General features: G+C 60.3%; 14 protein-coding genes. 6 read left to right on the top strand and 8 right to left on the bottom strand.

What is annotated here, in order from left to right; genetic code table 11:
- Window positions 1-46 precede the first annotated feature (46 nt).
- Both K5R88_RS09240 and K5R88_RS09235 read right to left on the bottom strand, forming a co-directional pair.
- Entirely contained in the window at window positions 47-679 is a 633-nt protein-coding gene (locus K5R88_RS09240) for a response regulator (protein WP_017339266.1), read from the bottom strand.
- A 26-nt stretch (window positions 680-705) separates the two neighbouring features.
- Entirely contained in the window at window positions 706-2067 is a 1362-nt protein-coding gene (locus tag K5R88_RS09235) for a cache domain-containing protein (protein WP_192228366.1), read from the bottom strand.
- 341 nt (window positions 2068-2408) lie between these two features.
- Here K5R88_RS09235 and K5R88_RS09230 point away from each other — a divergent pair, with 341 nt between their 5' ends.
- Window positions 2409-4466: a carbon starvation CstA family protein gene (locus K5R88_RS09230; protein WP_226299821.1), complete on the top strand. Its 2058-nt coding sequence runs from the start codon at window positions 2409-2411 to the stop codon at window positions 4464-4466.
- Between the two features lie 14 nt (window positions 4467-4480).
- Window positions 4481-4678, top strand: a complete 198-nt coding sequence (locus K5R88_RS09225) for a YbdD/YjiX family protein (RefSeq protein ID WP_007900300.1) — start codon at window positions 4481-4483, stop codon at window positions 4676-4678.
- A gap of 136 nt (window positions 4679-4814) precedes the next feature.
- Here K5R88_RS09225 and K5R88_RS09220 read toward each other — a convergent pair whose 3' ends face one another.
- On the bottom strand, window positions 4815-5042 hold the full coding sequence (locus K5R88_RS09220; RefSeq protein ID WP_226299820.1) for a hypothetical protein: 228 nt from the start codon (window positions 5040-5042) through the stop codon (window positions 4815-4817).
- A 233-nt stretch (window positions 5043-5275) separates the two neighbouring features.
- Here K5R88_RS09220 and K5R88_RS09215 point away from each other — a divergent pair, with 233 nt between their 5' ends.
- Window positions 5276-6007, top strand: coding sequence for a CPBP family intramembrane glutamic endopeptidase (locus K5R88_RS09215; protein ID WP_226299819.1), 732 nt, complete (start codon window positions 5276-5278; stop codon window positions 6005-6007).
- A gap of 21 nt (window positions 6008-6028) precedes the next feature.
- Here the strand turns inward: K5R88_RS09215 and K5R88_RS09210 are convergent, their stop codons facing one another.
- From K5R88_RS09210 to K5R88_RS09190, 5 genes are all read right to left on the bottom strand, one after another.
- A complete protein-coding gene (locus K5R88_RS09210) occupies window positions 6029-7240 on the bottom strand; it encodes an MFS transporter (RefSeq protein ID WP_226299818.1) in 1212 nt (403 codons plus the stop codon).
- Complete coding sequence (locus K5R88_RS09205) at window positions 7237-7629, bottom strand: GlcG/HbpS family heme-binding protein (RefSeq protein WP_008039127.1); 393 nt, start codon at window positions 7627-7629, stop codon at window positions 7237-7239. Before K5R88_RS09205 ends, K5R88_RS09210 begins: the two co-directional genes overlap by 4 nt.
- 84 nt (window positions 7630-7713) lie before the next feature.
- Window positions 7714-8433, bottom strand: a complete 720-nt coding sequence (locus tag K5R88_RS09200) for an IclR family transcriptional regulator (RefSeq protein WP_226299817.1) — start codon at window positions 8431-8433, stop codon at window positions 7714-7716.
- 309 nt (window positions 8434-8742) lie between these two features.
- Window positions 8743-9858 carry a Gfo/Idh/MocA family protein gene (locus K5R88_RS09195; RefSeq protein ID WP_192228363.1) on the bottom strand — a complete coding sequence of 372 codons (1116 nt, stop codon included), beginning with the start codon at window positions 9856-9858 and terminating at the stop codon, window positions 8743-8745.
- A gap of 135 nt (window positions 9859-9993) precedes the next feature.
- On the bottom strand, window positions 9994-10914 hold the full coding sequence (locus K5R88_RS09190; protein ID WP_008039123.1) for a MurR/RpiR family transcriptional regulator: 921 nt from the start codon (window positions 10912-10914) through the stop codon (window positions 9994-9996).
- 322 nt (window positions 10915-11236) lie between these two features.
- On the opposite strand from K5R88_RS09190, the gene K5R88_RS09185 reads away from it, so the two are divergent.
- From K5R88_RS09185 to iolB, 3 genes are all read left to right on the top strand, one after another.
- Complete coding sequence (locus K5R88_RS09185; protein ID WP_226299816.1) at window positions 11237-13174, top strand: bifunctional 5-dehydro-2-deoxygluconokinase/5-dehydro-2-deoxyphosphogluconate aldolase; 1938 nt, start codon at window positions 11237-11239, stop codon at window positions 13172-13174.
- 136 nt (window positions 13175-13310) lie between these two features.
- A complete protein-coding gene (gene iolE, locus K5R88_RS09180; protein WP_226299815.1) occupies window positions 13311-14204 on the top strand; it encodes a myo-inosose-2 dehydratase in 894 nt (297 codons plus the stop codon).
- On the top strand, window positions 14201-15010 hold the full coding sequence (gene iolB / locus K5R88_RS09175) for a 5-deoxy-glucuronate isomerase (RefSeq protein ID WP_226299814.1): 810 nt from the start codon (window positions 14201-14203) through the stop codon (window positions 15008-15010). Before iolE ends, iolB begins: the two co-directional genes overlap by 4 nt.
- Window position 15011 lies beyond the last annotated feature (1 nt).

Here is a 15011-nt window from a genome sequence, read left to right as displayed (position 1 = left end):
CCATCGCCAGCAAGCCGGCTCCTACAGGGGGTAGTGTTCGGCAGGCTTATGGGGAAATGATCCCGTGGTCGATGGCGTATTTGACCAGCGCCGCCGGTTTGTCGATGTTGAGTTTGCGGCGGATGCTCAGGCGATGGGTTTCAACCGTGCGCACGCTGATGTCGAGGTCGCGGGCCATTTCCTTGTTGTTCATCCCCTGGGCCATTTTGTACAACACCTGGCTTTCACGCGGCGTCAGCTCGTTGTCGGTACTTTTATCAGCAATGAGCCGCTGGGCAATTTCCGCGCTGTAGAACGTGCCGCCGCTGGCAATGGCTTCGATGGCGGCGATGATTTCCCGTGATGGCGCGTTCTTCAGCACATAACCGCTGGCACCCGAACGCACGGACTCGCTCACGTATTCATAATTGTCGTACATGCTCAGCACCAGCACTTTGAGCGACGGGTACTGGCTGCGCAGCAACCGGGTCAGCTCCAGTCCGTTCATGTCCTTGAGGCTGATGTCGACCAGCAACAGGTCAGGCTGGCAGCGTCCGACCATCTCGATGGCGTCCGCGCCATTCTCGGCTTCACCCACCACTTCCAGCGGGGCCATGACGGACAGCAGCGCCTTGATCCCGTCGCGAACCAGGGAGTGATCGTCGACCAGGGCGACGCGGATCGGGGAGGGCAGGTTAATCACGGGCATTCACTCTTATTGTCTGATCAGCGTTTTGTGCCGGGCATTTTCATGGGCAGCAGCACGTCCAGCTCACTTCTTCCCGGTACCGAGATCAGCTCGAACCGGCCGCCAAAGTGCTCGACACGTTCACGGATATTACGCAGGCCGATGCCGGCATGGCCACGTTCGACCTGGGCGACGTTGAAGCCGATACCGTCATCGATCACCGTCAGCCGGATGGATTCTTCAGAACCGTGCAGGTTGATGGAAACGTTTTTTGCCTGTGCATGGCGTTCAATGTTGGTCAGGCCTTCCTGCACAATGCGAAACAACGAAACCGCCGCGCCATCGACCAGATGGCAGTCGAATTCGTTGTCGTTATAGGTCACTGTGAGGCCGCTGCGTTGCTCGAATTCCTCGGCAAGTTGACCGATGGCCGCCGACAGCCCCAGGGTGTCGAGCAAGGATGAGCGCAGGTCGTGGGAGAGGCTGCGCACCTCGCCAATCGCCTCGCCGAGTCGTTCCGTGGCCTCTCTTAAAATACTCAAACCCTTGTCTTGTCCATTTTCCAGCACATGGCTGGCGAGTTCGAACTGGAACTTGATGGAGACGAGCACCTGACTGATGCCGTCGTGCAGTTCACGGGAAACCCGCGAGCGTTCTTCCTCCTGCAAACTGACGATTCGCTGGGTCAGGCGTTGCAGTTTTTTGTCGGCCAGACGGTGCTCGCTGACGTTCAGTGTCATGCCGCTGGCAAACACGAACAGCACGGCCACGAGCGCCACCGCGGCAATCGCCAGCATGGTTTTGCGGATGCCCTGGGCCACCTCGTCACGCGCCTGCTGGGTCGCGCGTTCGACGTCCTCAAGGTATATGCCGGTGCCGAGCATCCAGCCCCAGCGATCCAGCATCACCACGTAGGCGAGCTTGTCGGTGACCTGGCCGGAAGACGGCTTGTTCCAGGCGTAGCGTTGAAAGCCTTCGCCCGATTGCGCACTTTTGAGCAATGCCTGAATCACCGGCAGGCCGTGCGGGTCCTTCATGTCCCACAGGTATTGGCCGACCAGTTCCGACTGCCGCGCGTGCATCAGGCTGCGACCTTCGCGGTCGTACACGAAGAAGTAGCCATTGATGCCAAAGCTGAGTTTGCGCAGCTCTTCCAGCACGCGTTGCTGGGCGTGTTCGTCACCGTGGCCGTCGTCATACAGCGGCGCGATCAGGCTTTGCGCCATTTCCACGTAGTTTTTCAGTTCGGCGCGCTTGCTCGCCAGGATGCTGTCTTCGATCAGTTGCGCCTGTTGATCACCCACCTGGCGGTTCAGGGAAATCACCAGCCCGCAGATGACAGCGATTGCCAACACCAGCGGCAGAATCCCGAGCGCGACGATTTTGTGTTTGAGCTGCATCTGGGCTCCTGTCCGGATCGGGGGAAGGCGAAGGCCGGCATCATATGCCAAAGATGCGCACGTCCAGTAGCGCTGCTGGACGGAATGACCGGACAACGCCGAATTGTAGTAGCCGGCTTGCTGGCGATGGCGGCGTGACTGATACACCGCGTCGCCTGGATCGCCAGCAAGCCGGCTCCTACAGGTTTTGCGGTTTCTACGTAGAACTACGTAGAGAGCGCGTACGTAGTAACGCGGATTTATTTGTAGACGGCATGCGCGGATATTGGGCCAGCTCCGCACAGCGGACACAATTATAAAAATTACCGCCGCAGTCACAAGCTGTCGGCAGGAGACACGCTATGCCCCGTCTGGCTAAACACCTCGCCTGGTTTGCCGTGGCTGTTCTGGGAGCGTTTGCGCTGAGTGTCGTGGCCCTGCGCCGCGGCGAAGCGATCAACGCCCTCTGGATCGTAGTCGCAGCCGTCGCCATCTACCTCGTCGCATACCGCTACTACAGCCTGTTCATCGCCAACAAGGTGATGCAACTGGACCCCAATCGAGCCACTCCCGCCGTACTCAATAACGATGGTCTGGACTACGTTCCGACCAACAAACACGTACTCTTCGGTCACCACTTCGCAGCCATCGCCGGCGCAGGTCCGCTGGTCGGTCCGGTGTTGGCGGCGCAGATGGGCTACTTGCCCGGCACACTTTGGCTGATCGCCGGTGTGGTGCTGGCCGGTGCGGTTCAGGACTTCATGGTCCTGTTCATGTCCACCCGCCGCAACGGTCGTTCCCTGGGCGATATGGTCCGTGAAGAAATGGGCCGCATCCCCGGCACCATCGCGCTGTTCGGCTGCTTCCTGATCATGATCATCATCCTCGCGGTGCTGGCGCTGATCGTGGTCAAAGCCCTGGCCGAAAGCCCTTGGGGCATGTTCACCGTGATGGCGACCATCCCGATCGCGATGTTCATGGGCATCTACATGCGCTACATCCGTCCGGGTCGCATCGGTGAAATCTCGATCATCGGCGTGTTCCTGCTGCTGGGCTCGATCTGGCTGGGCGGGCAGATTGCCGCTGACCCGGTCTGGGCCAAGGCGCTCACCTTCACCGGCATTCAAATCACCTGGATGCTGATCGGCTACGGTTTCGTTGCCGCGGTACTGCCGGTGTGGCTGATTCTGGCACCGCGTGACTACCTCTCCACGTTCCTGAAAATCGGCACCATTGTGGCATTGGCGATCGGCATTCTGATCACCATGCCCGAGCTGAGAATGCCGGCACTGACCCAGTTCATCGATGGCACCGGTCCGGTGTGGAAGGGCGGTATGTTCCCGTTCCTGTTCATCACCATTGCCTGTGGCGCGGTATCGGGTTTCCACTCGCTGATCGCTTCCGGCACCACGCCGAAGCTGCTCGCCAGTGAAGGTCATGCCCGCTACATCGGTTACGGCGGCATGCTGATGGAATCCTTCGTCGCCATCATGGCCATGGTTGCGGCATCGGTGATCGATCCGGGCGTGTATTTCGCCATGAACAGCCCAGCGGCGATTGTCGGCGCGGATGCTGTTTCGGTTGCGCAGACCGTCAGCAGCTGGGGCTTTGCAATTACCCCGGAAGCGCTGCAAGCAGTGGCCAAGGACATCGGTGAAACCACCATCCTGGCCCGTGCCGGCGGTGCACCGACCCTGGCGGTCGGTATCGCGCAGATCCTGCACCACGTCCTGCCGGGTGAAAACACCATGGCGTTCTGGTACCACTTTGCGATCCTGTTTGAAGCGCTGTTCATCCTGACCGCAGTCGATGCCGGTACCCGTGCCGGTCGCTTCATGTTGCAGGATTTGCTCGGCTCCTTCGTGCCGGCGCTGAAACGCACCGAATCCTGGACCGCCAACTTGATCGCCACCGCCGGTTGTGTGGCGATGTGGGGTTACTTGCTCTATCAAGGCGTGATCGATCCGCTGGGTGGCATCAACACCTTGTGGCCGCTGTTCGGCATCTCCAACCAGATGCTGGCCGGTATCGCGCTGATGTTGGCGACGGTTGTGCTGATCAAAATGAAACGCCAGCGCTACGTCTGGGTGACCATGCTGCCAGCGGTCTGGCTGCTGATCTGCACCACCACCGCCGGTTTCATCAAGCTGTTCGACGCCAACCCGGCCATCGGCTTCCTCGCGCTGGCCAAGAAGTACAGCGATGCCTTGGCCAACGGTCAGGTACTCGCCCCGGCCAAGAGCATCGAGCAGATGCAGCACGTGATCTACAACGCCTACACCAATGCGACGTTGACCGCGCTGTTCCTGTTGGTGGTGTTCAGCATCCTGTTCTTTGCCCTCAAGGTCGGCATTGCCGCGTGGGGAACCAAGGAGCGCACGGATAAAGAAGCGCCATTCCAGGCCCTGCCGAATGCGTGATCGAGGAGTGCAGCATGTTCAATGACCTGAGTCGCCTCGGTAAATACCTCGGTCAGGCCGCGCGCCTGATGGTCGGCATGCCCGACTACGATACTTACGTCGAGCATATGCAGACCAAACATCCGGACAAACCGGTGATGAGTTACGAGGTGTTCTTCCGGGAACGCCAGGAAGCGCGTTACGGAAGCAAGGCCGGGCCAAAGTGCTGTTGACCCGGTTGTCGGGTTAACAGCAATCCCTGTGGGAGCTAGCCTGCTGGCGATGGCGGCTGAACATTCAACATCACTGTTGATTGACAGTCCGCCATCGCCAGCAGGCTAGCTCCCACATTGTTTTGCGCAGTAATTTTCAGGGTTTACGTTCGATGAGGGTTCGCCCCGGTTCATTGCGGCACACAAGCTTGTCCCGATAGTTGTCACACAGCGATTTCAGCACATCACTCGCGCAAGCCCCGCTGATCCGCCGATCAATCGCAAAACCCGCCACGTCGCCCTTCAGTTGAATATCTACCCCCGACACCGTCTCCAATCGCTGTTTGATCGGCGCTTCTGCTGTTTGCACGGCCTCGCGGAACATTGAACTGTGCAAATGGCCGCACGTCCAAGCCATTAAGCCGGTTTGAGCATTTCAATGTTTCTGGAGGCGGGTGATGTCGAGGCGGGCGCTGATTCGGTTTTTTGCGGTTTATCTGTCCGCTTTCCTGGTGTTCGGATTGGGCGTGGCCGCGGCGTCTCCCTGGATTGCCACTCACATTCTTCTGAAGTGGATGCTATAACCCGGCACTCGCCTCGACGCCAACGGACAGACACATGATTGAAGAGGGACTTTCGCTACTGATCGATTACGGCACTTATCTGCTGCCCGGTTTTAGCCTCTGTGCTCTCTGGTTCTGGTTGACGCCGAAGACGCAACCCGGTTTGCGTATTGCGATCCTGCTGCTGACCTTCGTCCTGCTGCGCGATGTGATGACACCGCTGCGTTTATGGTCCCTGAGTGGCGATGTGCAGATCGGCTTTGTTGCGAATCCGTTTGTCCTGGCCGTGCTGGGTGCACTGTCGTTGGCGATCGTCGCCGCGCTGGCAAGGATCGCCCCACAGCTTTGGCAACTCGTCGTCTGGAAGCAGGGCAATCTGGCCGCAGGGCTTGCGCTGGGTGTTGCTGCCGGGTGTGCGATCGGCGTTCCGCTGCGGCTCTATCAAGGCATCGGTGTAGGCGAAATAGCCGGCTACTGGCCCTGGTTGATGGGCATGGTCGTGCTGGCCTACGGCGGGAATGCCTTGGAAGAAGTGCTGTTTCGCGGGTTCCTGCAAGGTCACCTCGAACACCACACCTCTGCGATACGAGCCGCCTTGATCAGCGCTGTCGCCTTCTCGGCCTGCCATTCGTTTCTGGCACTGAGCGTCACCCGGATTGGCTGGCCGATTCTACTGTTCACGTTGCTGGAGGGGCTGGTCTGTGCTTTCGTCCGCATGCGCTACGGCGTGATCGCCGCCACCGCTGCACACGGGACGGCGATATTGCTCATCGCCGTTCCCATGTGATTGATCAGCATTGGGGGTTGCTCAGGGGTTGCAGATTTCGGCTCGGTGCTCAAGCGAGTCTTTTCGGTTGAGCGACAGCAGCCAGATCAGCGGCAACTGCGCAAGGATCACGGTCACGACACCGGCCCAGGGCGTGAGAGCCATTTGCCCATTGGCGACCAGGGCACTGCCGCTGGTTTCGCCCAAGGCGATACCCAGGTTGAAGGCCGAAATGTTCAGCGCCGAAGCGAACGCCACGGCGTGCGGGGTATAGCGTTCGGCGGTGGCCAGCATGCCGGCCTGGGCGGCGGGAGAGAGACCGAACGCCAGCGCGCCCCAGAAAAACAGCATCACTACCATCGGCAGTGGATAGGGCAACAGCAGTGCGACCGCCGCCAGCACGAGTGTCAGTAGCACAAAGATCATTCGCAGCGCCGATTGCCAGCCCATCGAGGCCGCGAGTCGGCCCCCGACCAGATTGCCGACCAGGGTCGCAACGCCGAACACGACCAACAACAAACTGGCGGTCGCGGTGGAAAAGCCGCTGATGTCGGTGAGGATCGGGGTGATAAAGGTGAAGGCGGCAAAGCTTGAACCAAAACCCAATACGGTCACGGCCATCATCGCCAGAATGGCCGGGTGCCTGAGTGCCGCCAACTGAGTGAGAGCTTTGCCCGACGACGGTGTCGGCACGTTCGGCAACCACCGCGCACTGGCTATCAAGGCCAGGGCGGCCAGCAGCGCGACCGCATAAAACGGCAGCCGCCACCCCATTGCGTTACCCAGGATGCTGCCAATCGGCACACCGATGACCATCGCCAGCGTCAGGCCGGCGAACATCACTGCAATGGCTTTGCTTGCCTGTCCCTTTGGCGCCAGGCTGGCGGCGACGGTGGCACCGATGGCAAAAAAACTGCCATGAGCAAGCGCGGTGATGATGCGTCCTGCCAGTAACCAAGGGTAATCGGTGGAGAGCGCTGCCAGCAGATTCCCGCCCAGAAACAACGCAATCAACGCCAGCAGCACCGGTTTGCGCGGCAGGCGCGCCAGTGCCAGAACGGTCAGCGGCGTGCCCAGTGCCAGGGCCAACGCGTACAGCCCGACCAGGCTCCCCGCACGCGCCAGTGGGATGTCGAGGTCAGAGGCGATAGCCGGGAGAATGCCGACGACAATGAACTCGGCCATTCCGATAGCGAAAGCGGTCACCGCCAGCGCCACCACGCCAGGGTGAATACGTTGCGTGGTCGGATTCATGGGCGACCCGCTGCCTGCAGGGCAATCACCTGATCCGCCTCGACGGTCGCCCCGGCAACGCCAACGGCGCCGATGACCTTGCCGTGTTCATCACGCAGCACCACGCCACCGCCAAAGCTGATCAGGCCGCCGTTGGTAGCCTCCAGCGAGTAAATGGCTCCGCCCGGTTGCGCTTCCATACCCAGTTCGGCGCTGTCGGTGCGAAACAACGCCGCCGTGCGTGCTTTTTTCAGCGAAACATCGATGGCGCCTGGCACAGCGTCATCCATGCGCACGAAATGGCGCAGAAGTCCGGCATCGTCGACCACGCTGATGCAGACGGCGAAACCCTGATCACGCGCCTGCGCTTGTGCACGGTTAATGACCTGCTGGGACAATTGCTCAAACATTCGGGACTCCATTGAATAAAACGACAGGAACGCGATGATCCCGACGATTGCTTTTCAAGGGAATATGCCCCAGGCCATTGGCGGTTAAAGTTTGAGCATGTCGAACATTTCGCGCATGGCGTGGTTCGCCAACGTGCACAACGCTGTCTTGGGCAGGCGTGAGGCGGGCGCGGCAACACCGAGCGCCGCCACCACGCGACCTTGCAAGCGCAGGGGCAGGGCGACGCAGTTAAGCCCCGGCTCGGCTTCTTCAAGGTCTAACGCGTAGCCATGGGTGACGATACCGGCCAACTCGATTTCCAGTTCCGCAGGTAGCAAGTCCGCTCGACGCAGGCTGCGCCGCAGGTCCTCGTCAAAGGCCAGGAATATTTTACCGATGGCCGAGGTGGTCAGCCCGGCGCGACGCCCGCGCGGGCTTGCAACACGCAAGTTGCCGCTGCCTTCCAGGGCATCCATGTAGAGGTATTCGCGGGTGCCACAGGGCGCTGCGAGGAAACAGGTTTCGCCACTGCGTTCGGCCAGCGTGCGCAGCGCAGGGGCAAAGGCTTCACGCAGCAACGGATCGGCGTCGTTCAACGGTTGAGCGATTTCGCGCAGGCGCAAACCCAACGCATAGTGGGTGCCACGGCGGGCAATGTAGCCCATGGCGGCCAGTGTATTGAGCAGGCCGTGCAAGGTGCTCTTGTGCAGTCCGGATTGCGCCGCAAGGTCCACCAAGCGGATTTCGCCCTCCGCCGCTGCGATGGTTTCAAGGATCATCATCGCGCGCTCGACGGACTGTATGCCTTTGTTCTCGTTGATCATGTGAGGGACGTTCGTTGGCCAGTAATGAGTCTGAGGTCCACGAGGAATAGTGCCTCGTGGTTCGGTGAAAGCCCATGAGTCGCAGGATTATCCACGCTGACAGGATTGGGCAGCAGTCCTGATCATCCGGGGGGCTTGATGCTGGCGTGAAGGTGGCCGGAGCGATTGGCGGGGAAAGTTTGATGATGTCGGAGTTTAGCGCGGGTGATTGTCTGCGCCGGTCGCAAAACACCCGCACCCCGCAGAACATTTGTGGGAGCGAGCCGGCTCGCTCCCACAGGAATTGGCGTTCTTCAACGCCTATTGCGATCAGACCTCGCTGATGTTGACCCAGCGCTGTTCCCGCGCCGCCAGTCGAATCGCCGTCGCCAGTCGCTCCACTTCAAAGGCTTGCTCGAAATCGGTGCCGGCTTGTCCGTGGCCGGCCAAGGCCATGATCAGCTCATGCACTTCCAGCGTCTTCAACTCGTTGTAGCCCAACTGATGCCCCGGCGCTGGACTGAACGCTGCGTAACCGGGCAAGTCCGGTCCGGCGAGTAAACGTTGGAAACCGTCCTGGCCGGCGCGGCACAGGCGTAACTCATTCAAACGCTCCTGATCGAACGCCAGGGTGCCTCGGGTACCGCTGATCTCGAAGCTCAGATGATTCTTGTAGCCGTGCTTGAGCCAACTGCTGCTGAAGGTGCCACGGGCGCCGCTGGCAAAGCGCAGCAAGGCATGGGCGTGATCGTCGACAGCAATGCTGCGTTGATCCTGGCTACCGGCCGTGACCGGGCGCTGGCGGTGCACGGTCTGGGAATCGGCGCACACCGCTTCGACATTACCCAGCAGATGGCGCGCCATGGCGAGCAAATGGCTGCCCAGATCCGCCAATGCCCCGCCGGCATGCCCGGCCTCACAGCGCCACGACCAGGGGGACGCTGGATCGGCCATGAAATCTTCGCTGAATTCGCCTTGAAAACTGATGATCTCGCCGAGCTCGCCGCTCAGAATCAACTCACGTGCCAGGCCAATGATCGGGTTGTGCTGGTAGTTGTAGCCGACACGGGTGACCACGCCGGCATCCTTGGCCGCCACGTGCATGGCATTCGCCTGTTCAAGGTTTACCGCCAGCGGTTTTTCGCAGTATACGGCCTTGCCGGCGGCAAGAGCGGCCATGGCCATCGGGTAGTGCAGATGGTTGGGGGTGGTGATGGCGATCAGGTTGACCTTGGGGTCATCGATCAATTGCTGCCAGTCGCCATGGGCCTGCTCAAAGCCCCAGGCAGTGGCGCAAGCTTGTGCACGAACGGGATCGGCGTCGGCCAGGGCGGCGAGGCGAAGCGTGAAGGGCAGTTCGAATGCCGCACTGACGTTGCGAAAGGCCAGGGCATGGGCACGGCCCATGAAACCCGTGCCGATAAGTCCGATTCCGAGTTCGCGCATGACAGGATCCTTTGGATTCTTGTTTTCAGAGATCCAATTTATAGAATAAATATTCTCTTGTTTCAATTTTTAGAATAAATATTTACACGTGATCGCTGAGTCGCCGTACGCGCAGCCGTAATACCCGTGTCCGGGTCAGTCGTCGAACCCGACCTGTTCGTGAATCTCATCGACCTTCAACTCCAGTCGATAGGCCACGGCGATAAACAGCGCCTGGCACAGGCACAGGGTCGCACTCAATGAACGGAACGCAAACGAACTGCCTTCGTTGACCAGCAGCAGGGTGTTGGCGCGCTTGGCCAGGGGCGAGAGATTGCTGTCGGTGATGATCAGGGTTTTCGCCTGATGATGCTGGGCGATGCGCAGGCAGTGCTGGGTTTCCTTGCCGTATGGCGTGAAGCTGATGGCGATCACCAGGTCATTGGCGCGCACGCTGCGCATCTGCTCGCGGTAGCTGCCGCCGAGCCCAGACACCAAATGAATGCGCTTGTTGGTGTGTTGCAGGTTGTAGACCAGGTAATCGGCTACCGCGAACGAACGACGCACGCCGACCACGTAGATGTTGTCGGCGTTGACCACCAGGTCCACGGCCTTGTCGAAGGCCTGGTCATCGAGTTCCAGCCCCAGTCGCTCGATGCCCGACAGGGTCGCGTCGATGCACTCGCGCGCCAGGTCGCCGCCGCTGGCTTTCTGTGACTTGTTGGCGATCATGCTGCGAATGCGCTGCTGGTAGTTCTGTACCGGCGTGGTTTTGTGGGTATACGCCTCGCGGAACAATGCCTGCATTTCGCTGAAACCGCTGAAGCCGAAACGCTGGGAAAACCGCACGATGGCCGACGGGTGCACTTCGCACTCGCGAGCGATGTCGCTGATGCGGTCGACCATGATCCGGTCGCTCTGCTGGCTCATGTAACTGGCAATGCGTTTGAGCTGGCGCGGCAGGCTTTCGTATTCATTGGTGATCAGCTGCAGCAGGCGCTCGGCATTGATCGGGGGGCTGACAAGATCGCTCTCGGGCGTGCTCTCGGTCGTATCCGGCTGATCGGTGCGGGACATAAGGAATCCTTCTGGCTTGTTCTTGGCTTGTTCTTACTAGCGACGATGTTTCACCGCGTCCCAGGACAATAGGTTGGCTGTGCGCAGTCTACAGGGTAGGCCCGAACAAAATCATGAGCTTGCAGTAGTGTGAGGCTTGCTGAAACGATGCACCGCGTCTGGAGTGCTTGTAATGAAGCTTATTGGAAAAAATATTCCACGTAAAAATTATTTGGAATAATTATTGATTATTCGGTCCCGGTCGTTTTAGTCTGCATCCACCAAGAGTGTTCGGCACGGTCATCGTCCTGAACACAGGCTGATAAAAATAACAGGAGCCAGCATGGGCCAGACTCGTTTTGCCAGTGGACGCCAATTGGATCTGATTTGCCTGGGGCGACTGGGTGTCGACCTCTATGCGCAGCAAGTCGGGGCGCGGTTGGAGGATGTGAGCAGCTTCGCCAAATACCTCGGTGGATCGTCCGCCAACATCGCTTTCGGCACTGCCCGGTTGGGACTCAAGTCGGCGATGCTGAGCCGGGTAGGGGACGACCACATGGGGCGTTTCCTGGTCGAATCCCTGGCCCGCGAAGGCTGCGACACCAGCGGTATCAACGTTGATCCGGAGCACCTGACGGCGATGGTGTTGCTCGGCCTCAAGGACCGCGAGACCTTTCCTTTGGTGTTCTATCGCGAAAACTGCGCCGACATGGCGCTACGGGCCGAAGACATCAGCGAAGCCTTTATCGCCTCCAGCAAAGCCTTGCTGATCACCGGCACGCATTTCTCCACCGACGGCGTCTACAAGGCGAGCATCCAGGCGCTGGACTATGCCGAAAAACACAACGTCAAACGGGTTCTGGACATCGACTACCGCCCGGTCCTGTGGGGGCTTGCCGGCAAGGCCGATGGCGAAACCCGGTTCATTGCCGACCAGAACGTCAGTCAGCATGTGCAGAAAATCCTCCCGCGTTTCGATCTTATTGTCGGCACCGAAGAAGAGTTTCTGATTGCCGGTGGTTCCGAGGACTTGCTCACCGCGCTGCGCAACGTCCGTCGATTGAGCGACGCGACCCTGGTGGTCAAGCTCGGCCCGCAAGGCTGCACGGTGATTCACGGGGTGATCCCGGAGCGTCTGGAAGATGGCGCGATTTATCCCGGCGTGCGGGTCGAAGTGCTGAACGTACTAGGGGCCGGTGATGCCTTTATGGCCGGCTTCCTCAGCGGTTGGCTGGAGGATGCCAGCGACGAGCATTGCTGCCGGTTGGCCAATGCCTGCGGTGGCCTGGTGGTGTCACGCCATGCCTGCGCCCCGGCGATGCCGACCCGTGCCGAGCTCGATTATCTGTTCAACAGTCCGGTGCCGATTACCCGGCCGGATCAGGACGCCACGTTGCAACGCCTGCATCAGGTCAGTGTGTCGCGTAAGCCGTGGAAGCAACTGTTCATCTTTGCCTTCGACCATCGCTGGCAACTGGTGGAACTGGCGCAAAAGGGCGGTCGCGACCTCGGCGTCATCAGCGAACTCAAACAGCTCTTTATCAAAGCCGTGGAACGGGTCGAACGCGATTTGCGCGAGCAGGGCATCGAGGCCGATGTCGGGCTGCTGGCGGACCAGCGTTTCGGCCAGGACTCGCTGAACGCGGCCACCGGTCGTGGCTGGTGGGTGGCGCGGCCGGTCGAGATACAAAACTCCCGTCCACTGGCCTTCGAACACGGGCGTTCGATCGGCAGCAACCTGATTGCCTGGCCGCAAGAGCAAATCATCAAATGCCTGGTGCAATTTCACCCGGACGACGAGCCAATGCTACGCCTGGAGCAGGAAGCGCAGATCAAGGGTTTGTACCAGGCGTCGCAAGTCAGCGGTCATGAACTGCTGCTGGAAATCATCCCGCCCAAGGATCATCCCTCGACGCACCCGGACGTGTTGTATCGCGCGCTCAAGCGCCTCTACAACCTGGGCATCTACCCGGCGTGGTGGAAGATCGAAGCCCAGAGCGCCGAGGAATGGAAGCAACTCGACGAGCTGATCCAGGAGCGCGATCCGTACTGCCGAGGCGTTGTGTTGCTGGGCTTGAATGCCCCGGCGGCGACATTGGCCGAAGGCTTTCAACAGGCGAGCCAGAGCCGGACCTGTCGCGGTTTTGCCGTGGGGCGAACTATTTTCCAGGAGCCAAGCCGTGCGTGGCTGGCCGGGGAAATCGACGACGAGGCGCTGATTCGACAGGTGCAGGGCACGTTTGTCGAATTGATCGATGCCTGGCGCACCGCCCGCGCTTGACGCGACACCGCGTTATCGTTGTTCGCGGGCAAGCCTCGCTCCTACAGATCACCGTAGCTTCCCGCAGGAGCGAGGCTTGCCCGCGAAGGCGGCCTCAGATTCAACGGAAATTCAGAAAACAATAAAAGGTGCAGCCATGCCCGCTATCCGAATTGGCATCAACCCGATCTCCTGGAGCAACGACGACCTGCCGTCCCTCGGTGGCGAGACGCCGCTGAGCACCGCCCTCGGCGAAGGCAAGGAGATCGGCTACGAAGGCTTCGAACTCAACGGCAAATTCCCCAAGGACGCCAAAGGCGTTGGCGATGTGCTGCGCCCGTATGACCTGGCGCTGGTGTCCGGCTGGTATTCCAGTCGCCTGGCACGCCGCTCCGTGGCCGAGGAAATCGACGCCATTGCCAGCCATGTCGAGCTGCTGGCGAAGAACGGCGCCAAGGTGCTGGTTTACGGTGAAGTCGCCGATTCCATTCAAGGGCAACGTATTCCTCTGGTCGAGCGCCCGCGTTTTCACACCAAACAGGCGTGGCAGGAATACGCTGACAAACTGACCGAGCTGGCGCGCTTCACCCTGTCGCAGGGTGTACGTCTGGCGTATCACCACCATATGGGCGCCTACGTCGAATCCCCGTCGGACATCGACACCCTGATGGCGTTGACCGGCAGTGAAGTTGGCCTGCTGTTCGATTCGGGTCATTGCTACATGGGGGGCGGTGAACCCTTGCAGGTGCTGCGCAAACACGTCTCACGCATTTGCCACGTGCATTTCAAGGACGTGCGCAAACCGGTAGTGCAGTTGGCGCGCAACAATCTGTGGAGCTTCCCGGACTGCATCATCAACGGCACCTTCACCGTGCCGGGAGATGGCGACATCGACTTCGCCGAACTGCTCGACGTGCTGCTGGCGGCCGATTACCAGGGCTGGCTGGTGGTCGAGGCCGAGCAGGACCCGGCGGTGGCCCCGAGTTACGTCTATGCCAAAAAAGGCTTCGACACCTTGCGTGCGCTGCTCGACGAGAGGACGACACGATGAGCCTGCTGGTCAAAAGCAATGCCCGTGGCCGGACCATGGTCGAGTTGGGCAAAGGTGAACTTGAATACGTCGGTTTCGCCGCTTACCGCTTGAGCCTCGGCGAAACCCTGCCGGTCTCTGCCGGTGACAAGGAGCTGTGCCTGGTGCTGCTCAGCGGCCGGGTCGGCATCAAGGGTGAAACGCCGGGGCAGGGCGTGTTCGACTGGGACAACCTTGGGGATCGCCAGTCGGTGTTTGAAGACAAATCCCCGTTCGCCGCGTACTTGCCGCCCGGCAGTCAGGCTCGGATTGTTGCGTTGAGTGATGTGCAGATTGCCGTTTGCGCGGCGCCCGGTGCGCCAACCGAGAACCTCGGCCCACGGCTGATCAAACCCGAGACCATGAAACGCAGCGTGCGCGGCAAGGGCGCCAATACCCGCTACGTCTGCGACATTCTGCCGGACACCGAGCCGGCCCATTCGCTGCTGGTGGTGGAAGTGCGCACGCCTTCGGGGCACTCGTCGAGCTACCCGCCGCACAAGCACGACACCGACGACCTGCCGCACCAGAGCTTTCTCGAAGAAACCTATTACCACCAGATCAACCCGCCCCAGGGCTTCGTGTTCCAACGGGTCTACACCGACGATCGCAGCATCGATCAGGCCATGGCCGTGGAAAACAGCGACCTTGTGGTCGTGCCCAAGGGTTATCACCCGGTCAGTGTGCCGTACGGCTACGAGTCGTATTACCTGAACGTGATGGCGGGCCCGAAACGCGTCTGGCAATTCCATAACGATCCGCAGCACAGCTGGCTGCTGGATCTCTGAA

It is taken from the genome of Pseudomonas sp. MM213 (assembly GCF_020423045.1).
Taxonomy (GTDB): domain Bacteria; phylum Pseudomonadota; class Gammaproteobacteria; order Pseudomonadales; family Pseudomonadaceae; genus Aquipseudomonas; species Aquipseudomonas migulae.
Note: the sequence above shows the minus strand (reverse complement) of the source record. Positions and strands in the feature narration are given on the sequence as shown.